General features: G+C 41.3%; 27 protein-coding genes and 3 pseudogenes. 13 read left to right on the forward strand and 17 right to left on the reverse strand.

What is annotated here, in order from left to right; genetic code table 11:
- Positions 1-24 precede the first annotated feature (24 nt).
- On the reverse strand, positions 25-1,530 hold the full coding sequence (locus tag ACQKIC_RS04830) for a methyl-accepting chemotaxis protein (RefSeq protein WP_403124513.1): 1,506 nt from the start codon (positions 1,528-1,530) through the stop codon (positions 25-27).
- Between the two features lie 224 nt (positions 1,531-1,754).
- Between ACQKIC_RS04830 and ACQKIC_RS04835 the strand changes: the two genes are divergently transcribed.
- From ACQKIC_RS04835 to ACQKIC_RS04865, 7 genes are all read left to right on the forward strand, one after another.
- Positions 1,755-2,924, forward strand: a complete 1,170-nt coding sequence (locus tag ACQKIC_RS04835; protein WP_402871875.1) for a DHH family phosphoesterase — start codon at positions 1,755-1,757, stop codon at positions 2,922-2,924.
- 191 nt (positions 2,925-3,115) lie between these two features.
- Entirely contained in the window at positions 3,116-3,904 is a 789-nt protein-coding gene (locus ACQKIC_RS04840) for an ABC transporter ATP-binding protein (protein ID WP_402871873.1), read from the forward strand.
- 2 nt (positions 3,905-3,906) lie between these two features.
- Positions 3,907-4,839 carry an ABC transporter substrate-binding protein gene (locus tag ACQKIC_RS04845; protein ID WP_402958456.1) on the forward strand — a complete coding sequence of 311 codons (933 nt, stop codon included), beginning with the start codon at positions 3,907-3,909 and terminating at the stop codon, positions 4,837-4,839.
- 41 nt (positions 4,840-4,880) lie between these two features.
- On the forward strand, positions 4,881-5,849 hold the full coding sequence (locus ACQKIC_RS04850) for a FecCD family ABC transporter permease (RefSeq protein WP_427668538.1): 969 nt from the start codon (positions 4,881-4,883) through the stop codon (positions 5,847-5,849).
- Positions 5,850-5,868: 19 nt separating this feature from the next.
- The gene (locus tag ACQKIC_RS04855; protein ID WP_402872311.1) at positions 5,869-6,843 is read left to right on the forward strand and encodes a FecCD family ABC transporter permease; all 975 of its coding nucleotides are present in this window, start codon (positions 5,869-5,871) and stop codon (positions 6,841-6,843) included.
- Positions 6,844-7,578: 735 nt separating this feature from the next.
- Complete coding sequence (locus ACQKIC_RS04860) at positions 7,579-7,968, forward strand: hypothetical protein (protein WP_402871853.1); 390 nt, start codon at positions 7,579-7,581, stop codon at positions 7,966-7,968.
- A gap of 320 nt (positions 7,969-8,288) precedes the next feature.
- Complete coding sequence (locus tag ACQKIC_RS04865; protein ID WP_403079936.1) at positions 8,289-8,456, forward strand: aspartyl-phosphate phosphatase Spo0E family protein; 168 nt, start codon at positions 8,289-8,291, stop codon at positions 8,454-8,456.
- Here the strand turns inward: ACQKIC_RS04865 and ACQKIC_RS04870 are convergent.
- Positions 8,457-8,678, reverse strand: a pseudogene (locus tag ACQKIC_RS04870) (tyrosine-type recombinase/integrase); the annotation flags it as partial.
- Between ACQKIC_RS04870 and ACQKIC_RS04875 the strand changes: the two are divergent.
- Positions 8,582-9,043, forward strand: coding sequence for a hypothetical protein (locus tag ACQKIC_RS04875; protein ID WP_427668540.1), 462 nt, complete (start codon positions 8,582-8,584; stop codon positions 9,041-9,043). The pseudogene ACQKIC_RS04870 and the gene ACQKIC_RS04875 overlap by 97 nt on opposite strands.
- Before the next feature lie 438 nt (positions 9,044-9,481).
- Here ACQKIC_RS04875 and ACQKIC_RS04880 read toward each other — a convergent pair whose 3' ends face one another.
- Positions 9,482-9,898: a hypothetical protein gene (locus tag ACQKIC_RS04880; RefSeq protein ID WP_427591604.1), complete on the reverse strand. Its 417-nt coding sequence runs from the start codon at positions 9,896-9,898 to the stop codon at positions 9,482-9,484.
- A 167-nt stretch (positions 9,899-10,065) separates the two neighbouring features.
- Positions 10,066-10,515 (reverse strand): MarR family winged helix-turn-helix transcriptional regulator, encoded by a 450-nt coding sequence (locus tag ACQKIC_RS04885; protein WP_402958890.1) that lies wholly within the window; start codon positions 10,513-10,515, stop codon positions 10,066-10,068.
- Positions 10,516-10,702: 187 nt separating this feature from the next.
- On the opposite strand from ACQKIC_RS04885, the gene ACQKIC_RS04890 reads away from it, so the two are divergent.
- Positions 10,703-11,557 (forward strand): alpha/beta fold hydrolase, encoded by an 855-nt coding sequence (locus ACQKIC_RS04890; protein WP_427591603.1) that lies wholly within the window; start codon positions 10,703-10,705, stop codon positions 11,555-11,557.
- Positions 11,558-12,253: 696 nt separating this feature from the next.
- Positions 12,254-12,538 (forward strand): annotated as a pseudogene (locus ACQKIC_RS04895) (IS110 family transposase); the annotation flags it as partial.
- A gap of 357 nt (positions 12,539-12,895) precedes the next feature.
- Here ACQKIC_RS04895 and csaA read toward each other — a convergent pair.
- Together csaA and ACQKIC_RS04905 are read right to left on the reverse strand one after the other, a co-directional pair.
- The gene (csaA, locus tag ACQKIC_RS04900) at positions 12,896-13,225 is read right to left on the reverse strand and encodes a chaperone CsaA (RefSeq protein WP_402871847.1); all 330 of its coding nucleotides are present in this window, start codon (positions 13,223-13,225) and stop codon (positions 12,896-12,898) included.
- A 574-nt stretch (positions 13,226-13,799) separates the two neighbouring features.
- Entirely contained in the window at positions 13,800-14,144 is a 345-nt protein-coding gene (locus ACQKIC_RS04905) for a winged helix-turn-helix transcriptional regulator (protein WP_402871844.1), read from the reverse strand.
- Between the two features lie 197 nt (positions 14,145-14,341).
- Between ACQKIC_RS04905 and ACQKIC_RS04910 the strand changes: the two genes are divergently transcribed.
- Both ACQKIC_RS04910 and ACQKIC_RS04915 read left to right on the forward strand, forming a co-directional pair.
- Positions 14,342-15,070, forward strand: a complete 729-nt coding sequence (locus ACQKIC_RS04910) for an SDR family oxidoreductase (RefSeq protein WP_402871841.1) — start codon at positions 14,342-14,344, stop codon at positions 15,068-15,070.
- 584 nt (positions 15,071-15,654) lie between these two features.
- Positions 15,655-16,269: a TetR/AcrR family transcriptional regulator gene (locus tag ACQKIC_RS04915; RefSeq protein WP_427591602.1), complete on the forward strand. Its 615-nt coding sequence runs from the start codon at positions 15,655-15,657 to the stop codon at positions 16,267-16,269.
- A 76-nt stretch (positions 16,270-16,345) separates the two neighbouring features.
- Here the strand turns inward: ACQKIC_RS04915 and ACQKIC_RS04920 are convergent, their stop codons facing one another.
- The 11 genes and pseudogenes from ACQKIC_RS04920 to ACQKIC_RS04970 all read right to left on the reverse strand — a co-directional run bounded on the left by ACQKIC_RS04920 (position 16,346) and on the right by ACQKIC_RS04970 (position 25,184).
- Positions 16,346-17,224 (reverse strand): ergot alkaloid biosynthesis protein, encoded by an 879-nt coding sequence (locus ACQKIC_RS04920; RefSeq protein WP_427591601.1) that lies wholly within the window; start codon positions 17,222-17,224, stop codon positions 16,346-16,348.
- Between the two features lie 48 nt (positions 17,225-17,272).
- Positions 17,273-17,470, reverse strand: coding sequence for a hypothetical protein (locus ACQKIC_RS04925; RefSeq protein ID WP_403079922.1), 198 nt, complete (start codon positions 17,468-17,470; stop codon positions 17,273-17,275).
- A gap of 24 nt (positions 17,471-17,494) precedes the next feature.
- Positions 17,495-17,668: a hypothetical protein gene (locus tag ACQKIC_RS04930; protein ID WP_403079921.1), complete on the reverse strand. Its 174-nt coding sequence runs from the start codon at positions 17,666-17,668 to the stop codon at positions 17,495-17,497.
- 67 nt (positions 17,669-17,735) lie between these two features.
- Positions 17,736-18,283, reverse strand: a pseudogene (locus ACQKIC_RS04935) (IS3 family transposase); the annotation flags it as partial.
- A gap of 206 nt (positions 18,284-18,489) precedes the next feature.
- Complete coding sequence (locus ACQKIC_RS04940) at positions 18,490-19,356, reverse strand: YihY/virulence factor BrkB family protein (RefSeq protein ID WP_402871831.1); 867 nt, start codon at positions 19,354-19,356, stop codon at positions 18,490-18,492.
- A 254-nt stretch (positions 19,357-19,610) separates the two neighbouring features.
- Positions 19,611-20,834, reverse strand: a complete 1,224-nt coding sequence (locus ACQKIC_RS04945) for a cation:proton antiporter (RefSeq protein ID WP_402871828.1) — start codon at positions 20,832-20,834, stop codon at positions 19,611-19,613.
- Positions 20,835-20,840: 6 nt separating this feature from the next.
- Positions 20,841-21,338, reverse strand: a complete 498-nt coding sequence (locus ACQKIC_RS04950; RefSeq protein WP_402871825.1) for a cation:proton antiporter regulatory subunit — start codon at positions 21,336-21,338, stop codon at positions 20,841-20,843.
- Positions 21,339-21,389: 51 nt separating this feature from the next.
- Positions 21,390-21,953, reverse strand: a complete 564-nt coding sequence (locus ACQKIC_RS04955; RefSeq protein WP_427591600.1) for a tyrosine-type recombinase/integrase — start codon at positions 21,951-21,953, stop codon at positions 21,390-21,392.
- A 79-nt stretch (positions 21,954-22,032) separates the two neighbouring features.
- Positions 22,033-22,710, reverse strand: a complete 678-nt coding sequence (locus tag ACQKIC_RS04960; protein ID WP_427591599.1) for a hypothetical protein — start codon at positions 22,708-22,710, stop codon at positions 22,033-22,035.
- Positions 22,711-22,835: 125 nt separating this feature from the next.
- Positions 22,836-23,840 (reverse strand): rod-share determining protein MreBH, encoded by a 1,005-nt coding sequence (gene mreBH / locus ACQKIC_RS04965; protein WP_402958904.1) that lies wholly within the window; start codon positions 23,838-23,840, stop codon positions 22,836-22,838.
- 87 nt (positions 23,841-23,927) lie between these two features.
- On the reverse strand, positions 23,928-25,184 hold the full coding sequence (locus ACQKIC_RS04970) for an MDR family MFS transporter (protein WP_402989145.1): 1,257 nt from the start codon (positions 25,182-25,184) through the stop codon (positions 23,928-23,930).
- A 137-nt stretch (positions 25,185-25,321) separates the two neighbouring features.
- On the opposite strand from ACQKIC_RS04970, the gene ACQKIC_RS04975 reads away from it, so the two are divergent.
- Positions 25,322-26,413, forward strand: a complete 1,092-nt coding sequence (locus tag ACQKIC_RS04975) for an AbrB family transcriptional regulator (protein ID WP_402989142.1) — start codon at positions 25,322-25,324, stop codon at positions 26,411-26,413.
- Positions 26,414-26,570: the final 157 nt, after the last annotated feature.

Here is a 26,570-nt window from a genome sequence, read left to right on the forward strand (position 1 = left end):
TCCGCGGCTTTCTTCTTGAACAAATTACTTCTCGCTGACTGTCAGCTTTTCCAGGCTTCTTAAAAGGTCTTCAAAACTGGAGAAGTTACTTTCCATTTGGGTAATGAGGGTATTCTGATCCACCACGCTCGCGGCGACTTCCTCAAGGGAAGCGGCATTTTCCTGTACGATGCTGGCAATATTGGTCACTTCATTCGTTGCCGTACTCGAGTTTTGCGTCAAAGCTTGAAGCATGGTTTGAAGCTTGATCGATTGTTCCATGACTTGGAGCGTGTTTCCTTCCATCTCTTTGAAAACGTGTTCGACATCTTCGGACTTTTCCTTTATCATGCCTGCAACATCCAAGCTCTGATTCACGCCATCTGTCACCTCATTAGACTTGATGGAGATATGATGTAAGATTTGCTGGATTTGATTGGTCGCCTGTCGGCTGTTTACAGCAAGCTTCCTGATCTCATCCGCAACCACGGCAAAGCTCTTCCCATGTTCCCCCGCTCGTGCCGCCTCAATGGAGGCATTCAAGGAAATTAAGTTCGTTTGGTCCGAAATGTCTTCGATTGTTGCCAGAATCGTTTGGATCTGCTTATTTTGTTGATTCAATTCTTCCATTAAGAAGGCGGTCTGTTTAGCCTTTTCCCCCACGGATATAATATCTTGGGCAAGGATGATCATCGCCTGACGTCCATCTTTGGTGCTTGATTCATTTTCTACCGTATGGACTTTCATTTTATCGGATGCAAGGGTGGCCTGTTGAACCTCTCCATCGAATGAATCGATGGAATCTTTCACCTCATTGGCGCTTAATGCCTGGGATTCAATATTCCTTGTGACTTCTATAAAGGCATTCGTGATTTCCTTGGAGATATTTCCAGTGACTTGGACATTGGCTTGCAGCTCATTGTAAAAGTCGGTCAATCCATGAACGGATTTGGTGATTTCGTCAAGCATATCCTTTGTCTTGATTTCCGTTTGTCGGCTCTTTGCAAGCTCGACCAAGGCGACATTAATCGAAGCACTACCGATTAAACTGAAAAAGACGGATAAAATGGCAGTTAAAATAAATAAAAGAACGATACCAAGTACAGTGACGCCCTTTTCAGATAAAACCAAGGAAAAAGGTTCTGACCATAAAATCAGGTAAATCAGGAACCCTGAATATAGGACGATCGACAAGATGACATGATAATAATCGTAATAAATGGACGCAAAAAGAAGCCCTAGATATAACAGGACCAATGACAAAGGGCTACTGGACTGGATGATGATCGAAGCGAATAAAAGGTTGATCGTGATGCCGATAAGATAGGGAACCCCGAGTGTCCATTTTTTTAGCTTGATCAAAATGGAGGCCACAACGACGGGGATGATGCTAAAAAGGGCAATGATTCCAATGTTTAGAGTCGGTATGCCGACTGTGAATGATAATAGGAGGCCGGCAGCAATCGTGAATAGCGTGTAGATGATGATGGCCGAGTGTCTTGAGTTATTTATTATTTCTCTTGATGCACGATCTGATCTGAACTGATACATTGTCATACCTCGATTTCTATTTAGTAACTCATCTATATTACGATGTAAATATTACAAAATAAAGAAAAAAATTGAAGGTGTCCGGTTTTTTTTTACGTTCAAAGCGGTTTTGGGTGGAACCGTGTTAAAATAGTCGGATGTGATTATGCTACAATTGTAAAGATTGCAATTGAAAATCATTTCTTAGGGAAAAGTAAATATATTAGTTTTTAGGAGGGGTTTATGTGTACTATCTTTTTACACATAATGATTTAGACGGGGTCGGCTGCGGAATCGTCGCGAAGCTTGCATTTGGGGAAGACGTGGTAGTTAGCTATAATTCAATCGGCCGCCTTAATCAGAATGTCGAAGCATTTCTTGAGCAGGCGAATATCGAGGATACATTGATTGTTACCGATCTTTCGGTAAATGAAGATAATGAAAAAATGATTACGCAATTCGTTGAGGATGGAGGACATGCACTTTTAATCGACCATCATAAGTCGGCGCTGCATTTGAATGAACATGACTGGGCATCTGTTACGGTTGAACAGGAAGACGGCAAACAAACGGCAGCCACTTCTTTATTCTATCAATATGCGGTGGATCAAAAGTGGCTGGAGCCTTCACGGATTTTCTCTGAATTCGTTGAATTGGTTCGACAATATGATACATGGGAATGGCAGGCCAATAATAATGTAACGGCCAAGCGGTTGAATGACTTATTCTTCATGATTCCGATTGAAGAATTCGAAACGAAGATTGCACATAAGCTCTCATCAGCTGAAAGCTTCGCGTTTGATGAAGTGGAACAGACTCTTTTGGGAGTGGAAGAGAGTCGTGTGGATCGGTACATAAATAGGAAAAAAAGAGAAGTGTATCAGGCTACGGTCGGTCCTCATACAGTTGGGGTGGTCCATGCCGAGTCTTACCATTCGGAATTGGGTAATGAGCTATCAAAAGAATTTTCCCATCTGGATTATATTGCGATCCTTATGGTCGGAAGCAAAAGAATCAGTTTCCGCACCATCCATGATGAGATAGATGTAGCTGAGGTTGCAGGGAAATATGATGGGGGCGGCCATCAAAAAGCCGCAGGTTGTACGATGTCCGAAAAAGCATACAGCCAATTCGTCGAGAAGACCTTCTTCTCTGAACCGATTAAGCGCGACGCTCATAAGAACCAATTGAATGTGAAGAATTCACCAGAAGGTTGCCTATATTCAACGAGAGATAAACAGGATATCTTCATTTATGAAAATGATGAAGAAGAAGAGTGGATCATTGAAGTGAATGGAAAACTGATAAAGAAATCGTTTGATACGTTCGAGGAAGCAGAAAAATACACGAAACGTAAATATGTAGCCTGGCTTGCGAACGATGAAAGATACGAAGAGTTTGTAAATAGAGGGTAAGGCAATGCAGCTGTCCAAATTTGGGCGGCTGTTATTTGCAGTTGTTATATGGAGGGAAAAAAACGAGGGTAGTACCTTAGTTCATTTCTCCTAAAAACGCTTGACAAAGATTCGATTATACTGAATAATCTTATTGTTAAGTAGTTGATAACGATTATCAATTTCAGCGTGAAAGGGGAGGTAATGATTACATGCGAATGAACGTTAGTAACGTTGAAGTTGGATACGATAAAAAAGTGATCGTTAACGGCTTGACGATTGAAATTCCCGATGGCCAAATTACTACAATCATAGGATCTAATGGGTGTGGAAAATCAACGTTATTAAAAGCTTTAACAAGAATCATTCCCTATCAAAATGGACAGGTCTTTCTTGATGGAGCAGAAATACAAAAAAAGAATACGAAAGAATTGGCGAGGGAACTGTCGATCTTGCCACAAACACAGGATAGTGCAGTAGGACTTTTAGTCGAGGAACTGGTTTCATATGGTCGTTTTCCATATCAATCAGGGTTCGGTGGCCTAAAAAAAGAAGACAAAGAAATCATTGATTGGGCCATGAAGTCTACTAATACATATGAATTTAGACACAACTCTGTAGATGAACTTTCCGGAGGTCAAAAACAGCGGGTGTGGATTGCCTTGGCACTTGCGCAAAACACGGACATCATTTTTTTGGATGAGCCTACAACCTATCTGGACATGGCCCATCAACTTGAAGTATTGGAACTTTTGCAGAACTTGAATGAAAAGGAAAATCGGACCATTGTGATGGTTCTACATGATTTGAATCATGCAGCCCGGTTTTCACATTTCATGATCGCTCTTGAGAGTGGGAATTTAATAAAAGCGGGCACACCAGAAGAAGTGATGAGTCCAGATGTACTGAAGAAAGTGTTTAAAATTGACGCGGAAATCAGTAAAGACCCCCGTACAGGTAAACCAGTTTGCATCACATACGATCTAATAAAAGGAGAATGAACATGAAAAAATGGCTTTTATTCTTAGTTGCAGCATTAATGGTTATTTTAACGGCTTGTGGAAATGATGAATCATCGACTAAAGAAACAACGCAAGGCAAGGATGATGCAAAAAAATCGGGTACGATCAGCTATAAATCGGAAAACGGTACGGTTAAAGTTCCCGCCGATCCAAAACGCGTAGTCGTTTTATCGTTATTCGTGGGAGATTTAATGGAAATGGGTATCAACGTAGTAGGTATGGATTCATGGTCAAAAGATAACCCGGATTTCGCTAAAAAATATCCGGATGCTGAAGTGGTAGCGAGCACGGATTATGAGAAAATCATTGAACTTGATCCAGATTTGATCATCGGTTCTAATGATGTGGAAGACGTTAAAAAATTACAAGAAATTGCACCAACCGTAATCTTCACATACGGTGCTTTGAATTACATCGACCAACGTATCGAAGTGGGTAAAGTAGTCAATAAAGAAGAGGAAATGACTAAGTGGGTTAAAGATTTCCAAGCACGTTCGAAAGTAGTAGGAGACAAAATCAAAGATAAAATCGGAGAAGATGCTACTATAACGGTTGCTGGTAACTCTGATAAGCAAATCTATTTATTTGGCGATAGCTGGGGACGTGGAACGGAAATCCTGTATCAAGAAATGGGATTGAACATGCCGAAGGCTGTTAAAGATGTTGCCCTTGAGCCTGGATTTTTTGGAATTTCCGAAGAAGTATTAGGTGACTATGTTGGGGATTATTTAGTTCTTAATTTAGTGAAAGAAGGACAAGATACTTCATTCATGGACTCTACTTGGTACAACAAAATACCGGCGGTTAAAGATAAAAAGGTATTTTATGCGGAAGGTTCTGCATTCTATTTCGCCGATGCCCATTCTTTCGATAAACAACTAGACTTCTTCGAAGAATCTTTTCTAGGTAAATAAGGGGAGATTCGATGAAAGTCTCCTATTCTATTATAAGCAAAATGGTTTTATCGTTCGTTGTTTTGATGGTGGTCGTGGTCTTGGCGTTAGGGTATGGTGCAGCAAATACGAGTTTTCAAGATTTATATGAAGCTGTTATCGGAAGAAGCGGTGGACCCTATTATGATGTGCTAAGAGAAATTCGTCTTCCTCGTGTCATCGCGGCATTCTTCGTGGGAGCCGCGTTGGCAGTTGCCGGGGCCATCATGCAAGGGATGACAAGGAATCCTCTTGCCGATCCGGGTCTACTCGGTCTGACTTCAGGTGCTACTTTAGCTCTTACCCTGGTATTGGCCTTCATTCCCGGAATCACCTTCTTAATGCTTATGTTCAGTTCTTTTATAGGTGCAATGATTGGTATGCTACTTGTATTTGGAATAGGTATCACGTCTAGAAACGGTTTATCTCCGCTAAAGCTCGTTTTAGCGGGAGCGGCCGTTTCTCTCTTTTTACAGGCCATTTCAAGTGGTATAGCCATTCTTTTCAATGTATCGAAAAATGTCAGTACATGGACGGCTGGAGGGTTGATCAGCACAACATGGGATGCTTTGATCATTGTCCCCTTCATCATCTTTGGTTTAGTGTTGGCAACTGTCTATAGCAAACCATTGACCGTCCTTAGCTTAAATGAAGAAGTGGCGAAAGGGCTTGGACAGAAGACGAAGAAGATCAAAGTGATTTTGATGTTCGTGGTCATCGTTTTAGCAGGAACGGCAGTAGCCCTGATAGGGAATTTGTCGTTCGTGGGCTTATTCATTCCACATATCGTCCGGAAGATCGTGGGGGCGGATTACCGTTTGATCATCCCGATGTCGATTATAATCGGCGGAACCTTTATGGTTCTAACAGATTTCATTAGTAGAATCGTAATTGCTCCATTGGAAATCCCCATTGTTGCATTGGTCTCATTAATCGGGTTCCTATTCTTCCTGGTCTTGGTAAAGAAAGGAGGTCGAACTTTCTTTGCGTAAAAAAAGTAATGTACGATGGATGTATAGCTTAACGACCCTTTTACTGATCATAAGTATCCTTGCCGGCATCAGCTTAGGACCTTCCTCAGTCGGTATCTCTCAAATCATTCCGACGATATTGGGGGATGGGACATTCAAAGAGGAATTCATTCTCTTTTCCGTTCGGTTTCCTCGCGTCCTGGTCCTAACTTTAGCAGGGATGTCGCTGGCATTATCCGGTGCCATTTTACAGACATTGACCAAAAATGATTTAGCTGATCCAGGTATTATCGGTATCAATGCTGGAGCAGGGGTTGCAATTACCTTATTTTACTTGTTCGTTGACGCCAATTTAGACTCCTATACCTATCAGTTACCGGCAGTAGGTTTCTTAGGTGGGATCATTACAGCCGGGCTGATCGTCCTCTTCACGTTGGACAGGAAAAACGGTATCCAACCGATCAAGCTCGTGCTGATGGGTGTCGGGTTTGCCTCGGCGTTATCGGGATTAATGATCATCCTGGTTTCAAGCGCTAAACAGGAGGATGTCCAATTCATCTCCAAATGGCTTGCAGGGAATATATGGGGAGCCGATTGGCCCTTTATTCTAGCGCTTCTTCCCTGGCTACTGGTGGCGATACCGTTTTTACTTTGGAAGCAAAAGGCAATGAATCTCCTCGCTCTTAATGAAACGGTGGCGAAAGGGTTGGGCGTTTCCCTGAACCGGGATAGGGCCCTTTTGCTGATCATTGCGGTAGCATTGGCGGCTTCAGCGGTTTCGGTCGTTGGGAGTATTAGTTTCATTGGATTGATTGCTCCACATATCGCCAAACAGTTGGTCGGTTCCAAGCATCAGAGCTTTTTATTCTTATCTCCCATAATTGGTGCAGCCATCTTAGTTTTCGCTGATACAATAGGCCGCATCATTTATAGTGAACAAACCATTCCAGCTGGAATCATCGTCGCTATTATCGGAGCTCCTTACTTCCTATACTTATTAAGGAAGACAGCTTGATCGGATGAAAAAACCAGGTTTCCATGAACTGTGCCCCATAAAATGGACAGTCTAAAAAAAGACCTATAGTTTAAACAGCTAAACGATGACTCCTGTATTGTGCAGGAGTCATTCTAAATTTAGCTCCATTGGTACGATTTGTATTGAAATTCCTCTAAGCATAACTCCTCAATTTGAACAACTATAAGTGCTAACTGTGATCTAGAATGAAGGAATTATCGACTAAAGGGAAGTTTACTGGCATGGATCTCGACTCTCTCTTTTATTGTTCAACAGTTAGATATGGAGGATGAAGATATTGGGCCCGTTCATGATCCAGATATTGTGTATCTAAAAAGATAAGGGCTTTTTGATTTTTCAAAAGTAATCTCTCCGATGGATACCTTGAAGAAAAACTGAAGAGCATAAGGGATTTTTGCTATCACCGAGGGTGCTAGGTTAGGCAAAGCCTAACAAAACCGTGATAGCACGAAAATCGCATGTGCAATACGTTTGCAATACACAAGCAATACATTTGTAATACACTTTTCCCTTACGTGCAATACATTTGCAAGCATGCTTGCAAATGTATTGCAGCGATATAAATGACCTTAAAATTCAAGAATACATAAACCGATAAGTTGAATTATGTTAACTAGACGGTCATTTTGCCCTCTCTTCCACTAACGGGGCAGGTTAGTTGTAGAAGACGATAGAATATAACGTTGAGGTTAATTCTAAAGAGGGGGGAGTAATATGAAAAAAAAGATATTGATATTGATAATGTTAGTTTTTATATTCGTTATAGGATTTAATATGTTTTATAATGGGTTTTCGAAAATTGAAAGTATAACAATACAAAAATATGATGAAGCATTTGAAGATGGAAAAACTACAACTGATAAAGGAAAGATAGCTACTATTAGAGGTATCTTGAATAGAGCAAATCACCTAAATGCTGAGTACAAAATTGCAACTGAACCAAGATACAAGATTCAACTAACCTACAAAGATAAATCTACGGAGGTTATTGACGTCTTCGAAGAATTTGGTAAGAACAAGACTCTTCTAAGCAGTAATAAGAATGGTTATTATGAAATAAATGATAAACAAACGAAAAAAATATTTGAACTCTTGTTGAACTAACGGGTGCGTTAGTTGAACAAGGAGACATCTTAAAGGTCCAAAAAGTGGTCCTTTTTTCTTTGTTAACGAACAACATGAATGAATTTGAGTCTTAGTGAAAGACACTAAAGGTTCTCAAGACATTATGCGTTTCTTCTTCGATAATACCGATAATAGAGGTTTATGTGAACTAGCTGTTTACTTTTGAAGTAGCATTGAATTTTATCCACGAACTAACTCTGACTCACAATAAATACCTTATTTTGCAAGTTTATATAATTACATAAATGTAATATACTTCTTAAAATAGATACTATTTAACTATAAAGGAGCCACTTACTTTGTGCGAAATTAAATTATATAGAGATTTAGAACTAAAAATAAAACATCTTAGAAATATCCTTATTGAAACTGGTGTTCAAAAAGGTCTAAATCATAGGGAAACACTGACATGTAGTCAAAGGCTGGACAAGTTGATTTTGAAACAATTTCTAATAAGTAAGCAATAATTAGTGAAAGACACTAAATGTTTTCAATACGTTATTCATTTCTTCTTCCGTAATGCCGATATAACGCAGGGTGACAGAAGGGTGAGAATGATGTAGGATTCGCTGCAACATGGCAATGTCCTTCGTTGCTTTGTAAAACCAGTAGCCAAACGTTTTCCGTAACGTATGATTGCCGACATGCTCCACTCCAGCGAACTCTGCCGCCTTGTTTAGCTGCCTATAGGTACTTTGCTACTGGAGGGGAATCATTTAAGCCAGAACCAGAAAAGAAAGCCGGGGAATTGATTGCGGAAGAATTAAAAATCATACGTGAAGAAATGGCGGCATTTAGGAAAGAAAATAAACAAATGAAAGAACAGTTGGATAACCAAGAAACTTTTAATAAAGAGTTTGTTATCCCAGGTATCCAACAAATAAAAGGTGAAGTATCTAGCATTAGAGGAAGTATAGAACGAGATAAAGAACTGGATGAATCCAATAGGGCAGCAAAGGAAGCTAAACAATTAATAGCAGCAGCCAATGAAAATCCGGATACTAACCTGGATAAACAAAAAAAGGGCTTCTTTGCTCGACTTTTCGGAAAGTGAACAAAGAAACTCAGTTTAGACCTCCGCGTCACCACGAACACCCTTGTCTTAAAACTAACCGTTACTAAAACCGGAGAAGAGGTTTTAATAAAAAAATTATTTAGTACGCTTATTCATTCTCTTAATTTTGATGATTTTGTATATAAGAAATCCTATTGCAACTACAAGAGCTACAAAACCAATTTGATATACCGTATCAAACCAATTAATACTAGACTCTGTGGTACCCATACTAATTCCCCTTTCTTAATGCTAATATTTAATAGTGTATGTTACTGACTTTTGATAACCAACAGGTTGTCCAACAACATTTACTCCATATAACTTTGAACCCTTTGCATAAGCTTTTCCACCTGTTTTAGTTGAATTCATTTCATAATAAGAAGCATTATCATTAGGAGTATATGTAATCCCCATGAGAACGCCTGTTTGCTCACTCTATATCTTCACGCCAGATACTTTTTTAGTAGACTTATTTTTTGTAAACCTAACATTAGATGTAATTTTACCAAAACCACTTTTTTCTACGTAACTATTTGTTAACGTCTCGGTAGTTGCAAATAAAGAAATTTTGTTAGTTTCATCCTCAATCATAACATTTTCATCTTCAAAAGTACTTGGATCTTCCTGAATGAATTTTTCAAATTCTTCTATTGTATCAAAATTCAATCTTTGATTTTCAGGAATCAAATTAGGATCAACTAGTTCTAAATTGTTATTTTCAATAATATCCTCGATTTCAGACATAGTATCTTCATTGTTTGTTGCAGCTGAAACTTTAAAACCATTAAATCCAAAAGATACAAATGAAACCAGTAAAACAAAACTAATTAAATACATCAATTTTTTACTCATTAAAAATCCCCCAATATTCATATTCAGTGTCCAATATGGGGCTTTAGCTCAACAAGGATTTCAATAATAACCAACCTATTTACAACACAACGGGTCCCCGAATAGTTATTAACCGATGCATACGAAAAATCCACTCTTAGGTAATAGAGTGGATTTTTCGTATGCATCTATTTCTCGTCTTTTACATTCAGCAGGTGTAACAGACGCATTATTGTCTTGTTTATTTCACCCAGTTCCTTTTTACTCATACCAGAAGCGTCGAATAAGGATTGAGGAACGCACGATGCCTTCTCCTGTAGAGCTTTGCCTGCTTTAGTAATGAGAATGTTCACGACGCGTTCGTCCACTGTGTCACGGCGACGCTCGATGAGACCGGCAGCTTCCATACGTTTGAGTAGAGGAGTCAGTGTACCGGTATCAAGATTAAGCGCTTCACCTAGCTCTTTAATTGTGCTTTGTTGCTTCTCCCACAACGTAACTAAGACCAGATATTGAGGGTAAGTGAGTTGAAGTTCATCTAGGTAAGGGCGATAAAGTCGTAATATAGCCCTTGAACAGGCATACAACGAGAAACATAAGTGATCCTCTAAGTTAAGATTATGCGGGTTAGTCTCCATGGTTGCACCTCGAATAATCAGTATTTTCTTCATTAATATTTTAACATAACTCGTGGACAATAAAAAATGTTTTGCAAAATTAAATTGTTGACAATATTTTGTAAAAAGACTATGATAAATTCACAAATTATATTTTGCAAAATATAATTTTGTAAAATATAAAATACTGATAATGGAGGAATTTATAATGAGTAATATTACAGTTGGATTTGAAAATGGTGCACCTATTGAGCTTCACTACGAGGATGTAGGATCTGGAAAGCCGGTCGTGTTGATTCATGGTTGGCCACTCAGTGGAAGATCTTGGGAAAAGCAAGTTCCTGCACTTGTGGAGGCTGGTCACCGAGTTATTACGTATGATCGACGAGGGTTCGGACAGTCTTCTCAGCCCTGGAATGGTTATGAGTACAATACGTTTGCGGCTGATCTGCACAAACTGCTGGAGCATCTTGATCTTCATGACGTGACTTTGGTTGGATTCTCAATGGGTGGCGGTGAGGTGGCTCGTTACATTGGCACCTACGGAACGGATCGTGTATCGAAGGCTGTGTTAGCGGGGGCAGTTCCACCATACCTTTACAAGGCTACAGATAACCCCGATGGAGGATTTGATGATGCAGTGATCAAAGGCTTACAAGATGGGGTTAAGGCGGATCGACTTTCGTTCCTCGATACGTTTACAACTAACTTCTTCGCCTCCGGGGACAGAACGGATCTAGTGAGCGAAGAATTCCGGTTATACAATCGTGGCATTGCAGCATTCGCGTCTCCAAAGGGCACGCTTGACTGTATCTCAGCGTTTAGTCAAACAGATTTCCGAGGTGATCTAGATAAGTTCGACTTGCCGACACTTATTCTTCATGGGGATGCGGATGCAATCGTTCCGGTCGAAATCAGTGGCCAGAAGGCACATGAGCGCATTCCTAACAGCCAGCTTGTGGTGATTAAAGGTGGTCCGCATGGATTTAATGTGACGCATGCTGAGGAGTTCAACGCGGAACTCATTCAATTCTTGAATACTACTGAATCAGATTCTATATAACTGCTATTCTTAAAGCAAACAAGGAAGGCACCCAATTGTTAAATTAAGATATTAAATCATAGGATAGTTAGTCCATTCTGAGGGCTAATTATCCTTTTTTATTTACATATTGTATTAAGAAAATAAAGGTACTCAACAAATGATTGCTAACGCTGTATATTATGCAATTAAATCAGCAGATTGGTTGTTTCTATGAGCTTTATAGATATTTCTAACATAAATGAAGAGATTCGTAGTGTTATTTACGAAATTCTTGCCACTTATAACCTAATATTACTTGATAGAGGCGTGAGCCCTTACTGGATGTAATAAGAAAAGATTATAGACATATGGAAATTCTGGATTTGAATGATAAAGAATTGTAAAGCAAGTTATCATCTTTATTTAAAATCCAATGGGATGTTTCGTTAGAAGAGGTCATTAAAGAATGTAAGAGGATGACGTATTATCAGAGATTACTAACACTCCAACTTTTCGTCTTATATTTAATCATTAAAATCTTCTTCAACTGACTGTCCTTTAGTAGTTTAAGTACAATCCACCACAATGTTATCTATGCTTTAATATTTGCTTACCTTAAAAAGTTACTCCATTAAATGGCCCGTTTGTGTAATAAAAAAATCCTATATATCAACAAAGGATTTTTATCAAATTTTTTTATAAACATCGGAAGTTTATTACAAATCTACATCTATGGGACATTATCATCTGCCTATCGTTCAGTATTTCGAGAAAAGAGGATATCTGTTAATCATTATGAATCCACTCATTTCTTACAAAGCGAAAAGTTCCAGTTTACGCAAAGTCAAAGCAGACATAATTGATGCCCACCTTCTCTGCGAGCTATATTATAAAGAGGATTTACAACCCTATAAAAAGCGTAGAATCCAGCTTTTGAACTTGCGTAATCTGATGAGACAGCACGATAATATACGGACTCACAAAGGGTTCCAGAGGCAGGTCAGCTTTTCTTCACTGCTACTATAAAAAAGTAGCACAAACCATGGCCTAGGTTTGTACTACTGATGTTAGTATGTTTTGTATGTATCAGTTAAATAGCTATTCAGGTATTCGCTGGGTTGTGAAAATTTTGGCTATTTCTCTTAGTTTAAAAAGAAAACGGAAAAACTCATGTTAATCAGCTCTAGCCCCAGCGTGCCGGTTTTGTTCCACTACTTTTCTTAGCAAATACCATTATCAGGATTTTCTTATTAATTGTTTTAGGAACGATTATTCTTTATCAAATGATCTTCCTTTAGTGCTTTTTGCACCGGTTCCATTACTTATGGCATTGAAGCCACGGCAAAGTAAATATCGTGGCATGCGATACAGATCCGATCAGGCAATCGGCGTTCCATTTTTGACAGTTTCATCCGGTTTTAAAAGCACGACATCGCCTTCTTCCGGCACACCTCCGATTACCAATACTTCTGATTCAAAACCAGCGATTCGCCGAACGGGAAAGTTTATTACTGCAGCAACTTGACGGCCGATAAGCTGCTGAGGTTCATACCTTCTCGTAATTTGAGCGGAAGAGCGTTTGATGCCCATCTCGCCAAAATCAATCTCTAACTTTAATGCAGGTTTTCGAGCTTCCGGAAACGGTTCTGCCGTTATTACAGTACCGACCCGAATGTCCAACTTCAAAAAATCTTCAATTGTTGTCACAGTAATCCCCCGTTTCAATTGTTCATACCAAATTGTTTTAAATAATAAATATTATACCATTTTTCTCCAGATCAATGAGCGATGCGTTACATGAAAAAATGGACCCTTATAAGGGAGGACCCTGAAAAATATACGTTTTACGTGAAGCAGCGTCTCCGTTTGCAACTAACCTACTTGCCCACTCACGCTCGCTCTTCAAATTGTGCCCGACAACCCGAACGCGCCCGGTATGCGGCGATTTTTTTGCCCCCACTCTATGATTTCGAGCCGCGGATATTCCACGCCCAGCAAGAGAATCGGGTCGAATAAAATTTTAAGAAGAATGCTCCAGACAACGGATTAAAGCCGTCCAATCCATTTCATCATAACCATGGTTCATTCCTTCAGCAATAGTTATGGATCAGTTGGCCCACAGGCAGAGGAGCATAGACGGACTGCGCAACCTTTATAGTCAGTTCAATGTTTTAAAACCGGTCGGTCCAAAACGTGTTCTGTCATTATCGATTCATAGTTCTGATTTACCGGAGATTGAAAAAGAGCATCCACGACACGCTAAGACTTCCCAATCGCAGACTTAGGATAGAAACTCTTTTCCCCATACTCTTATAGAATCGATGATGCTCGACAATTTATTTCCTTGTTCAGTGAGGAAGTATTCTGTTTTGGGTGGCACAGTGTCATCTACCACCCTCTTCACAATTCCATCCGCCTCGAGTTCCCTGAGCTGTAATGTCAGCATTCGTTGTGAAATCCCCGGTATTAAGCGTCTAAATTCATTAAATCTGACCGATTTTTTGGATAGAATGTCGATAATGATTCCCTTCCATTTGCCTCCTATCATATGTAAAACTATTTCAACAGGGCAGGCCCTTATAACCTCTTCACTACAATCGCCATAATTTTTTAATCCATATCCCATATTTCCACTCCATTCTTTAAGTTACAAAAATGTGCCTACTTACAATTATCAATTTTTTCCATTATATTAATTATATCAAAAATGAAAGGAGTTCATATCATGATTACATGTACATATAAAAGGCCGGGACAAAGATAAGAAGTAAATATGTACTCGTAAGTACAGGTTTTAGAAAAATAGACTAGGGAGGCAATTTTATGAATAAATCCAAGATCGTATTAATTACAGGTGGAAACAAAGGTATTGGTTTTGAGACAGCAAGACAATTGGGAAACATGGGGTATGAGATTTTAATAGGAGCAAGAAACGAAAAAAAGGGACATGAGGCCGTAACGTTATTGGAAACGGAGAAAATTAAAGCTAAAACAGTGCTTCTTGATGTCACGAACCCCAGCTCTCTTCTCTCCGCAGCAGATTGGATTGAACAAGAATATGGATTGCTTGATATCTTGATTAATAATGCAGGCGTGTTTTCGGAAGGTAACATACCTCCAAGTGAACTGGAACTGTCCGTTCTAAAGAGCACATATGAAACAAACGTTTTCGGCGTATTTTCTGTTACTAAAGCAATGCTTCCATTGCTCAGAAATTCTTCTTCTGGAAGAATTGTTAATCTTTCCAGCGGATTAGGTTCCTTAACCTTGAATTCAGACCCAGCTTCGGAATTTTATAATGTGAATTCGCTCGCCTACAATAGCTCCAAAACGGCTGTGAATGCTTTAACTGTTTTCTTTGCTAAAGAATTAAACAATTCTCCTATTAAAATCAACTCAGTTTGCCCTGGATTTACAGCTACCGATTTAAATGGTAATAGTGGCTATCGTTCAGTCGAACAAGCAGCTTCCATTGTAGTGAAGCTTGCCACAATAAATAGTGATGGTCCAACTGGTGGCTTTTTTGATGACAATGGAGTTGTGCCTTGGTAAAACTGAAGGAATAAGTTAGCTTTAATGTCCAAAGCATCTGGATAAAAAATATTTCCTCATACATTATCTTATCCATTTTCTGCACGAGTGAAATACTACTATATATTTTAGCAGTTATATCCATTTTCTATGGATATAACTGCTAACTCTGTTACTTCTTACACTTCCCTACACTCTTGTTTTTCAACCTCATAGATGAGTTGATAATCCCCTTTCGTATTCTCTTTAAGATTTATTATACTTGTTTTTTTCTTTATAGACCCCAAGATTTACGTTCATTTTAATCAATTGTTACATGTAGATCGCCATAATCCACTTTTCCTGACGACCTACCGTGTGAGGAGTTCTGACCAAAGCTATTCAGCGTTTTGACTATCTATTTAGCAACAACAAGTATCAGATTTTGGTTCGGATACGGAATATGTGAATCAGGAGTAATTGGGCGAATAAACCATATTGTGGAACAGTCCCCAAGTGGTCGGTTTCTTAAAGAAACGGATGGATTTCGGGGAAATACGTCAAAGCGGGTTCGCCCATAGCATAGTATAATTACTTATATGAATAATTGGAAAGGGGCGCTTACAGTGGCAAGAACGAAGGCCTTTGATTCGAAAGAGATTCTGCATAAAGCCATGTATATCTTCGGGAATCGTGGCTATGAAGGCACCTCGTTGCCTGATTTAATCAATGGGCTGGGCATTGCCCGCCAAAGTATATATGATACTTATGGAACGAAATGGGATCTGTTTTTTACAGCTGTCCAACATTATATGGAACAGAAAAATCAAGAGTTGAAGAGACTTTGCGATGGGCCGGGAACGGTAGTTGACAAGGTAGAACTAGTATTTACTACAATTGTTAAAGTCCTTATAGACCCTGAGCTGCGTCTAGAGTGCTTCATTATTAGCAGCGCTATTGAGCAGGCGCCTCACAATGAGGAGCTGGCAGCTTATCTGCAGACGAACACCGAACTGTCGGAGCAAATCTTTTACAATATGCTGGAACGCGCGGTGAAAGAAGGGGCAATAGGCCCGGAGGTGAATATCCGAGATCTGGCCCGGTTCCTGGTACATGAGCGAATCGCCCTGATCACGTCAGCCAAGTTGGGAATGGATGAGCCGAGGCTGTTTGCCATCTCAAATATGGTACTAACGGTCTTTCGGACTATACAGGGCAGCCAAGCGAAAGATTTCATATAAATGTGGACATCAAAAGGCTCTCCTATGGTCATCTTAAACGGTGATGACTGGAGAGCCTTTTATCTTAAAGTACCTCTTAGTTAATTAGACGGAAACCATGTTTATGCTGCAAAATGAATTGCTCTAGGTAACGCGGCTCTCGGCCGGCTACTCGAAATACCGTGTCTGTTATCTGATTCTCCATTCCTTCGAGACAAATACGAACATCCATTCCGGCTAGGTATTCGGCATAGTTATCCGGCAAGCCGGCTGCCTTATGCCTCTCTGTAAGTTGCTCCGGTGTAACACGAATATGCTTGGCTTCCAGGCCGGTAACGCTGCGGATCACTCCGGCCACATCATCATAAGTGAGGGATTCTGGGCCAGTAATGATATGCTCCCGGTTATGGGGCTCCTTGTCGGTCAGGGCATGAAAGCCGACAGCTGCAATATCATCTGCGTCGACGAAGCCTACCTTGCCGTCTCCTGCAGCAGTATAGATGTGCCCGCTGTGGCGTAAGGAGTGCCCGTGACCATGGCTGGGCTCCGTGAAGTTCTGCATGAAATAGGAAGGGCGCAGGACGGCCCATTCGGGGGCATGGTCATGCAGGTAACGGTGAACTCCCCCGAAGACGGGGCCATCCTCCGGAATCGAGGCACTGGATAACAGGACGAAGCGCCTAACTGAAGCGTCAAGTGCTCTGCGGATAAAAGGAATCATGGCTTCTTCAGGATGCAGACTTGCAGGTGCAACCAAATATACGGCATGGACGTCCTGCAGGACGTCATCATGGTTAGAGTCATCGAACCAGTCGAATGGTATGTGTTCACCGACTTGTTCATCCCCGGGCTTGGGAAAACTGCGTCCGGCTCTCCGAATCAGATAGCCCTGATCTTGTAGCAACTGTGCAATGCGGGAGGAGGTCTTGCCCTGTCCTCCGGTTAGTAGAATACGAGTAGAGGATTGATTTTGCATACGATTATCTCCTTTAGTTCTTATTTATGTCATGTTTTAAGTTGACTGCTAATGGTTTCCAGTAGTCCTGATAGCGGATAATCCTACCATTTTGAACTTCTGAACTTCGACTACGGATATATAGCTTTGTTCGTAAGATCCGCCTGTGACTAGGATTTTTCCACTTGCTTTGAACTGAGCGAAGAACACGGGGGCATCGGCTGCTATATGAATGACCGGTGTGGTGAATGAAGTGATTTTAAGCACATCCTCTAATTCTTCCAGATATTGCTACAGCACCGCCTTCCCATCCAGTCGTTTTGGATTTGTTTCCTGGGCATAAGGAAATTCGAAGACGATATCGGCAGCAAACAAATCTAGAAATGTAGCATACTCCTTACGAATATAACGGTCTGAGAAAAGTTGAATGAGCTGCTCAACTTGATCATAAGACAAGGTACTCATTTCAGTTGCCTCGCTTTCTTGAGAGAATGGATGGATGGAAAATGGTGGAATTTCTAAGACTACTATATCACTTTTCGGACCGAACAGGGGTCATCTTTTTTAGGTTCCATTGGTGTCTATAGTAATGTAAGCTTCATCCTTAAAGTGGCCAAAGAAGGCCTCCTGAGGGGCATTATCCCAACCGTTTCCTCGTCTAGACATCGATTGATGTAATCCTAATTTCTTCACTAACTTTTGAAAGTCGGGGTGTGTGTAGTGGGTACCTTGATCCGAGTGTAATAAGGCACTTTCTGCTTTTTTATATCATCGATTCTTCTTTAGCTTCAGAAGGGTGTCTATAGCTAAATCCATGGTGATTTGGTCTGATACGTGGTAGGCCAAGATTTCATTGGTCGAGCCATCTTTAATGGTAGACAAATAGGCTTTGTGGCCCGTTCCGTAAAATAAATATGTGATATCGGTTAGGAGTACTTTTCCGGGGATATCTTGCTTAAATTGTCGCTTTAATAGGTTTGGCATGACCCTATGTTCTTGGGTTACTTTCATCATTCTCCGATAGGGATTTGCTTTTCTAATGGGGCAGACAATCCCATACTTCTTCATTATTCTTCGGATCTAATCCCCTTTCGGCTAATCCCCTTAACATAAGGATTCTTTGATAAGGCCTTCATTTCTTATTCTGTAAAAGTCTTGTTACTCATTTTGATGTATCTCCAATCCCATGTATCTTCTTTATACATAAAAGTACCCTACAGAGAGACTTTTTTTAAGTGTCTACTCTATAGGGTACATTCTACCATTATAGGAACCTGGTTTTTTCTTTATCGTTTTAAAGGTACGGGATGTACGAGTGTTCGAGACTTCTTTTGAGGTGTGGTATTTTGACGGTGTAGAATCGCATTGATTTCGCCGCCGAGCATTAAGATCAAACCGGTCAGGTACAGCCATAACATTAAAACGATGACGCCCCCTAAACTGCCGTACGTGGACGAATAATTAGCGAAATTGCTGACATAAAAGGAAAAACCGATGGAGATGACAAACCAGAGTATTGTGGCCGTAATTGCACCCGGAATGACGTGTTTGAACGGGAAGTTCTTATTCGGTGCGTAACGGTATAGAATGGCTAGCACGAAAGAGATAACCGCAACGGCGATCACCCATCGCAATATACTGAATAGACTTTGTGTTTCTTCTGGAAGGGACACGACTTGTTCCATTAAATCGATGAGTACTTTCCCAAAAACGGGAAGAACCAGCATCACGATAAATGCAAAGACCAATCCTAATGTTAACAGGATGGAAATGAGGCGAGCCTTGATGAAGCTGCGCGTTTCTTCCACATCATAGGCAATGTTCATCGAATGAATAAATGCATTCATTCCATTCGAAGCGGACCAGATGGTACCAAGGATACCAAAGGTCAGCAAGCCGCCATTCCGTTCATTCAATATCTTGATGATATTCTCTTCGATGGTTTTCATCGTTTCCGATGGCATGAATGTCTTTAACGTATCCAAAGCTGTTTGCGTATCGATGTTCAAGTATGGCAAAATCGACAGCAATAAAATGAGCAAAGGGAATAGTGCGAGGAGGTAATAGTATGCTTGTTCAGCTGCCAATCCTGTGACACGATCCTCCTTGACTTCCTTGATGAGTTTCTTGCTAAAATCAATCGACTTATTCAATCGGCATCACTCCTGAAAAGTTTCTTCGTTTATCTGCTTCTTTTCCCTCAGATCGGGTACCTTAACCCTCCTGAGAGGAAATATTGTAAAGCAGTTACCCATTTACTATTCGAAAATCTCTTCCAACATGTCGATGGGATGGAAAATAAGAAGGGATGACTGGGTGGAAGGAGACACATATAGCAGGCTATCAATCTAAGTAACTCTGAGAATATCGAAAAAGGTCCAGACGTAGGTGTCTGGACCTTTTTCGATTAGCCTTCTTTTTGTTGTTCTTTTTGGACTTTTGGCGGCGTCCATTTGAAGATTTTATTGAGGATATTATATATATGCTTGGATTCTTTCGTAAGGACTGGTCCAAGAATCGCTAATGTCAGCACATATAATGCCGCAAACGGGGTTAGGATAGGCATCAAACCGCCGGCAATGCCTAGGTTTGCGAGAATGATGGAGAATTCACCGCGTGAAACGATCGTCAAGCCGATATTGGCTGAGGCTTTATGTGACAAACCGGATTTACGTCCAGCAATCATACCAGCAACGAAGTTACCGATAATGGTAATGATGACGGCTCCAAGAACCATCCAGACTGCTCCACCAAGCGTCGTCGGATCGATACTCAATCCAAAGCTGAAGAAGAATATGGCTCCAAAGAAGTCCCTGAAAGGAATGACAAGTTTTTCGATGCGGTCACTATGTTCCGTTTCAGAAAAGACGAGTCCGAGCAGTAATGCGCCGATTGCTTCTGCAACATGAATCGTTTCAGAGAAACCTGCGATAAAGAACAGTAAGGCGAATACGACAATGATGAAAATCTCATCAGAGGTAATATTGAATAATTTGTTGAGGAAACCGGATGCTTTTCGAGCGATGACGAAAAATAATAGCATATATCCGATTGCGATAAACGTAGATAATAATGTTCCCCAGACTGAACCGGATGAGCTTAATACCAATCCTGATACGACGGATAAATAAACGGCAAGGAATATATCTTCAAACATGATGATTCCCAGGATAAGCTCCGTTTCGTTATTACCGGTCCTTCTTAAATCAACAAGTACTTTGGCTACAATGGCACTTGATGAAAAGCTGATGATCCCGGTTAAAATGAGGACTTCTTTCAGTGGAAGACCCATGAGGAAACCATAAGCCATCGCTAAACCAACGTTTATGACAATATAGATGGATCCGCCTGTCACGATGTTTTTTCCGGATTTCATCAATTTTTTAACGGAAAATTCAAGTCCTAAATAGAATAGAAGGAAAAGAATACCGACTCTTCCGAGGAAGGCAATGATCTCTTCACTTTCGATGAAGCGTAAATCAATCATTCCAAAATGCGGGGCATGAGGTCCTACCAACATGCCGACGATAATTAAGATGGGTACATTCGATATTTTGAATTTCCCTGCTATGAGAGCTGCGGCTGCAACCAATAATAGGGCCGTTCCTACTTCGAAGACTAAGTGATCCATATGTACTTAGTCACTCCTTTCGTCGGTCAGTAATTCTCTAATCAGATTTTTGATGTCTTTTCTTTCACCAGAGATGACCAGCGTGTCGCCTGCAGCAATGATTGAATCAGGACCTGGGTTATTCAGTTGTTTTTTCCCTTTTTTCGAATGGGCGATAACCGTCACGTTGTAATTGTTACGAATGTCAATGTCGCCAATCGTTTGGTTGATCGCTTTGGAACCTGGTTCCACTTTGAACCATTCGATGACCAAGTCACCTAATGACATTTCGATTGTTTCGAGTGCCTGTGGTTTATAAATCATACCGCCGATGATGGACGCCATTTGACGCGCTTCCTGATCATTGAGTGTGATGCTTGAAATAACATCCTCATGATCGGTATCAAAGTGGTATAACTCCCTACGGCCATCATCGTGAATGACAATCACTAATTTTTCATCATTTCTCGTGATAATCTCGAATTTCTGGCCTATACCAGGAAGTTCGCTTTCTCTAATTTTCACTTGAATTCCTCCTTAAAATGGTGGTTTGAGATTACAAAAGATAGAAATATGCTATAAATTCACGTCGATGATCGTCTTGAATTTACTCTCCTTGGAGATGCCAATGTACTTCAGTGTCTCGGATGGACTAGAATGATGGTAATGCTTTTGGATCAAGGCGAGGGAGACCCCTTGCTTATAGGCGTGATATCCAAATGTCTTACGCATTGAACTGGCCCCATATTTACCAATCAATCCGGCACCTTCCACGGCATCATGGATGATTCGGTGTGCCTGTTGGCGTGTGATCGGTTTTTTTGTCTTAGGTGATAAAAACAAAAATTGGCCTTCCATCACTTTCGAGTCTTTGATGTATTCTTGTAAAGCTGTCCGGACTTTCTGATTCAAATAGATTTGAGTGGCCTCGTCATTTTCCAAGCGGTGCTCATAAAACTCTTTAACTTTACCCGTTTCATCGAGAACGCTTGCCACGGTCACTTCCAACATCTCATTGATTTTCATTCCCGTATTGATTCCTAAAACAAATAACAAATAATCGCGGCTGGAGTGAGATCTCAAGTAACTTTTGATCTTGCTGATTTCATTGACATCCTTAAAGGCTTCTACATATTCCATAATTCTTCTCCTCTTACCAATGTAACTTAATTATATTATAACACAAGTTATGTTACATTGCATCCAATGATGCTTGTTACTAAAACTCTGTTTTTTGGCGTTGCCCTTCATGGTCTTGAAAATGCTTCGTGGCAAGTAGTGAAATCAGGAGGATGAGTTCAAATCCGTTCATGTACGCATCGCTTTTGATGGGGAGAGGAACGGCGCTACCGATGGTCATGATGACCGTACCTAGCAAATACCATATCCATTTTTGTTTTCGCCAGATCAAGAACCCCGAAATAATCAGTACGAGGGAGATGATCAATACCATGATGGGCGGTCCGCTCGTCGGCTCTGAACTGGTATAACTTAAAACCTCATACTTCCAATCGGCCTCCAGTTTAAGCCCAAGCGTTTCAGTGAATAATTCAAAGCATATTAGGGCGATCACCAATACGTAACTGATATACTTGGCAAGTTTTCTTTGGGCCCACGCGATGTCGGCCTTTTTCAGGGAATCCCAAGCAAAGAGAACTAATGTGGGCGTGAAGAGGGCATGTCCCCAAAAGCGGGCATAGCTGATTGATTCCAGAAAGTGCCCCGTTCCGATATACCGTCCGAGTGCGAGCAGGGTGTTATCCACGATTAGCCCGAAAATCACGAGTAAGAGAACGTTGGAAGCAGAGAGCCATCCGTATTTATTAGCGAGGGTGATTCCCCAAATGAAAAGGGCCACATATCCGGCTAGATAGAAGAAGTAAAGAAAAGTATCCAAATTCTGGCCTCCTTTTTTTATGTATTCTTTACTGAATGGAAAAGAAATATATCTGGCATGGCTAAATAGCTTTTTAGGCATGAAAAAGAGGGAACCCCCTAATAAGGATTCCCTCTCGCATACTATCAATAAACGGCTTTTTGTAATTTGGTAATGATCTCGAGTGAACGACCTGTCCCAATGGCAACAGATTCAAGCGGACTATCGGCAAGCTCGACGGGCACGATGAGTTCTTTCATCAACCAATCTTGCATCCCGCTAAGCAAGGCTCCGCCCCCGGAAAGGACCACGCCTTGGTCGACGATGTCCCCACTTAATTCAGGAGGGCATTCTTCCAACGTGGAACGGATGGCTTCTAAAATATGAAGCAAGGATTCTTGAATGGCTTCCTGAACTTCCAAGGACGTAATCGTAATGGGCTTTGGAAGACCCGTCACGAGGTCACGCCCCCTGACTTCCATGGTCAATGGAGAATGGTCGATGAGCGCGTAGCCGATTTCCATTTTTATTTGTTCGGCAGTTCGTTCCCCAATCAATATGTTATGTTTTTTTCTTACATATTGACAGATATCCTCATCCAGTTGATCGCCACCGATACGGACCGAATTACATGAAACGACTCCACCATACGAGATGATCGCTACCTCAGTCGTACCGCCACCAATGTCGACGATGACATTCGCGACCGGTTCTTCTACAGGAAGTCCAGCTCCTATGGCAGCAGCAACGGGCTCTTCGATCAGATGAACCTGTTTGGCTCCGCAATTTTTAACCGCATCCTGAATGGCCCTTCTTTCAACGGATGTGGAACCGGATGGCGTACATACGACCACATTCGGTTTACGGATCGATAAGCCGATCGCCTTGCTAGCTTTTTTCATGATTTCTTTAAGCATTTGTGCGGTCACATCGAAATCCGCAATGACCCCGTCTTTCAATGGGCGGATGGCGACGATATGGCCAGGTGTCTTCCCAATCATATTCTTCGCTTCCAGGCCGACTGCCAACACTTTATTAGTCACTATATCTATGGCCACTACAGATGGCTCATTGAATATGATTCCTTTGTTTTTACTGTAAACGAGTGTATTTGCCGTTCCTAAGTCTATACCAATTTCTGTATTTAACATCTAGTCACCCCTCCATAAGAGTTTTGACCCCTATATAATGATTCTACCTCTAATGGTAAGTTTATGGGGGTAGGAAATGGAGTTAGATTATGGAATCTGGACTTTCGCCTTTTCATACAGGGAAAACATGATGAAATATAGAACGGCACTCAAGACGGCCAGCATACTGATCATGAGGAATGTCCCATTATATCCAATCCACCCTGTCATCGGTATGGCTAGTGGAGCAAGCATTCTACCGATGGTGAAACGTAAGCTTGATGCAGCGAAATACTGGCCACGCATATGTGCTGGGGCCAATTTCGAAACAAATCCTTGCTGGATGCCGGCCGTTAATAGCTCGGCGATGGAAAATAGGGCGATGGCGATGAATAATCCCCAAACCCATTGGGTCGCACCAAATAAAATCATGGAAAAACTGTATATCAGAGAAGAGATGATGAATATATTTCTTTCTTTATACATGGATGCCCATTTCGTGACGGTGATGGTTAAGAGGGCCACGAATAATCCATTTTCCGCAAGCAAGAACCCGAAAATCTGCTCTTCCTGCAGTGTGATCGAAAATATGGATTGCGGATCGACCATTTCATTAATATAGACAGGGAACAAAAGGTCGAGTTGCATGAACGTTTGATAGACCAAGACGCCTGCGATGATGAAAAGTAGAAACACCTTATCACGGAAAATGACTTGATAGTCTCGTAGTTGGTTCAGTAAAAAAGAGAATCCGTTAACCCTTTTTCCCAATCCCTTTTCCTGAATGGATAGGAGAGCCGTTTCTTTGACCCATGTTTGCAGGATGAAACCTAACAGGATATTGATGATGGCAGCAAGGGCTAACAGTTCGAAACGGTGGGTCGCATAAAAAATCCCTCCCAAAATCGGACCTATGACCACGGCAATATTGATGGATGTATAAAATACGGCGAAGACGCCACTGCGGTCTTTTTCTGGAATCACATCAGCGACCATTGCCTGGCTGGCAGGGTTATAAAAGGCGCTGAATATGCTGACGGCGGTGAAGCTGATAAACCCGATGCTGGGCGAATCCAGCCAAGGGGAGCTCGCCCATGCAAAGAATATGTAGGCAATGCCTTGGCCGAAGGTGGAAATGACCATCATCCGCTTTCTTCCGAATCGATCAGCACAATATCCCCCGAATAAATTGGCCACAACCGCAAAGAACTGCGAGAAAATCAGCAGTAATCCAGCAGTTGTTTTCCCGAATGATTCGGAGAAGTAAATCGCAAGGAACGGAAAAAACATCCAAAATGATATATTGACGACAGATTCCCCGGCAAGGCGAATCTTTAAGTTCGTATCCCAATCTCGTAAACGCATAGTAGAATTCCCATACTTTCTGTTATTTTCCCCATCATACTCTGAGTTTGAAATGAAGACAAGACAAGGGATAAATTCCGTCAAATAAGTTATGGTACTATGTAAGTGGAATTTTTATAGATAAGAAGGTTATGGAATTGAAGACATTCATATCGGATCATAAGAGTTTAAGAATGACTTTCACAGCTTTACTGGCGTTTCTAGGAGGGTACCTGTTCGACAAACTTGGCATCTATTTACCATGGATGCTCGGACCGTTATTTGTGGTGATGATCGCAAAAATCAAATGGGGACACTCGATGTTGTGGTCGAGAACGCTAAGGAGCACAGGACTGATCATCCTCGGCTTACAACTGGGCAGTTCATTTACGAAACGATCGTTACATGAAATGAGCGAATATTTGCCCGTCATGCTTTTTACCACGGTGGTGCTGATTTTGTTCACCGTAGTAACAGGCTTGTTCGTAGGAAAAAGAATGAACTTATCGATGAGCACCTCGCTTCTTGGAAGCTTCCCAGGAGGCCTGTCTCAAATGGTGATCCTGAGCGAAGAAATGAAAGATAGTGACGAAACGGTTGTCGGCTTCATGCAGACGCTTCGGGTCATTCTCGTCATATCGATCGTACCTTGGCTCGTCACCCATGTCATGTCTGTGGATTCCGAAGCAACGGCGACGATGGCAAAAGGGCCGTTCTTTATGTTTGATTATGACGGGACCTTGGCACTCCTACTGATTGCAGCTCTGGCGTTATTCATTTTCATTGCCATAAAGGTTCATTTCCCACTTCCTTTCCTTTTAGGCCCACTCATTGCGGCGGCTCTGTTCAATTTGACAGGATCTGAAGCACCACATATTCCTGGCTTCTGGTTGAACTTGTCCCAGGTTCTGATTGGTGCCCATCTGGGATTCACATTGAAAGTCGATAATCCACGGCTTTTCAGGAAGATGTTCGCGGTGGTTTTCGTGAGTAATGTTTTGCTAATCGGTTTTTGTTACTATCTTGCGGCTTACTTTTCACCAGTCCTATCCTTGCCGGCCAATGAATTGTTTTTAAGCATGGCCCCCGGTGGTGTGGCAGAAATGGCGGTCACGGCCATGTCCGTTTCCGTTGATGTATCCGTGGTCACAAGCTTTCACTTATTCAGGATTTTATTCATCTTGTTTTTAGTGTCGCCACTCATCAAAGTGCTGGATCGGAGACAGGGAAGACAGAAAAGGCGGGAGTGAGGGCTCCGGTCTTTTCCGTCTGCCTCAATGAAAAAGTTATCATCCATTGGTTTTAATTTCGTAAACGTCATGTGTTCATGATAAGATAAAAAAATTACATACTGGTAAGGTAGGATGTAGTCAGCCAAACCTGCCGCCATCTTTCCTTTTGGCCACC

Origin of the sequence: Peribacillus sp. NPDC046944 (assembly GCF_050272735.1) — a bacterium.
GTDB lineage: Bacteria > Bacillota > Bacilli > Bacillales > DSM-1321 > Peribacillus.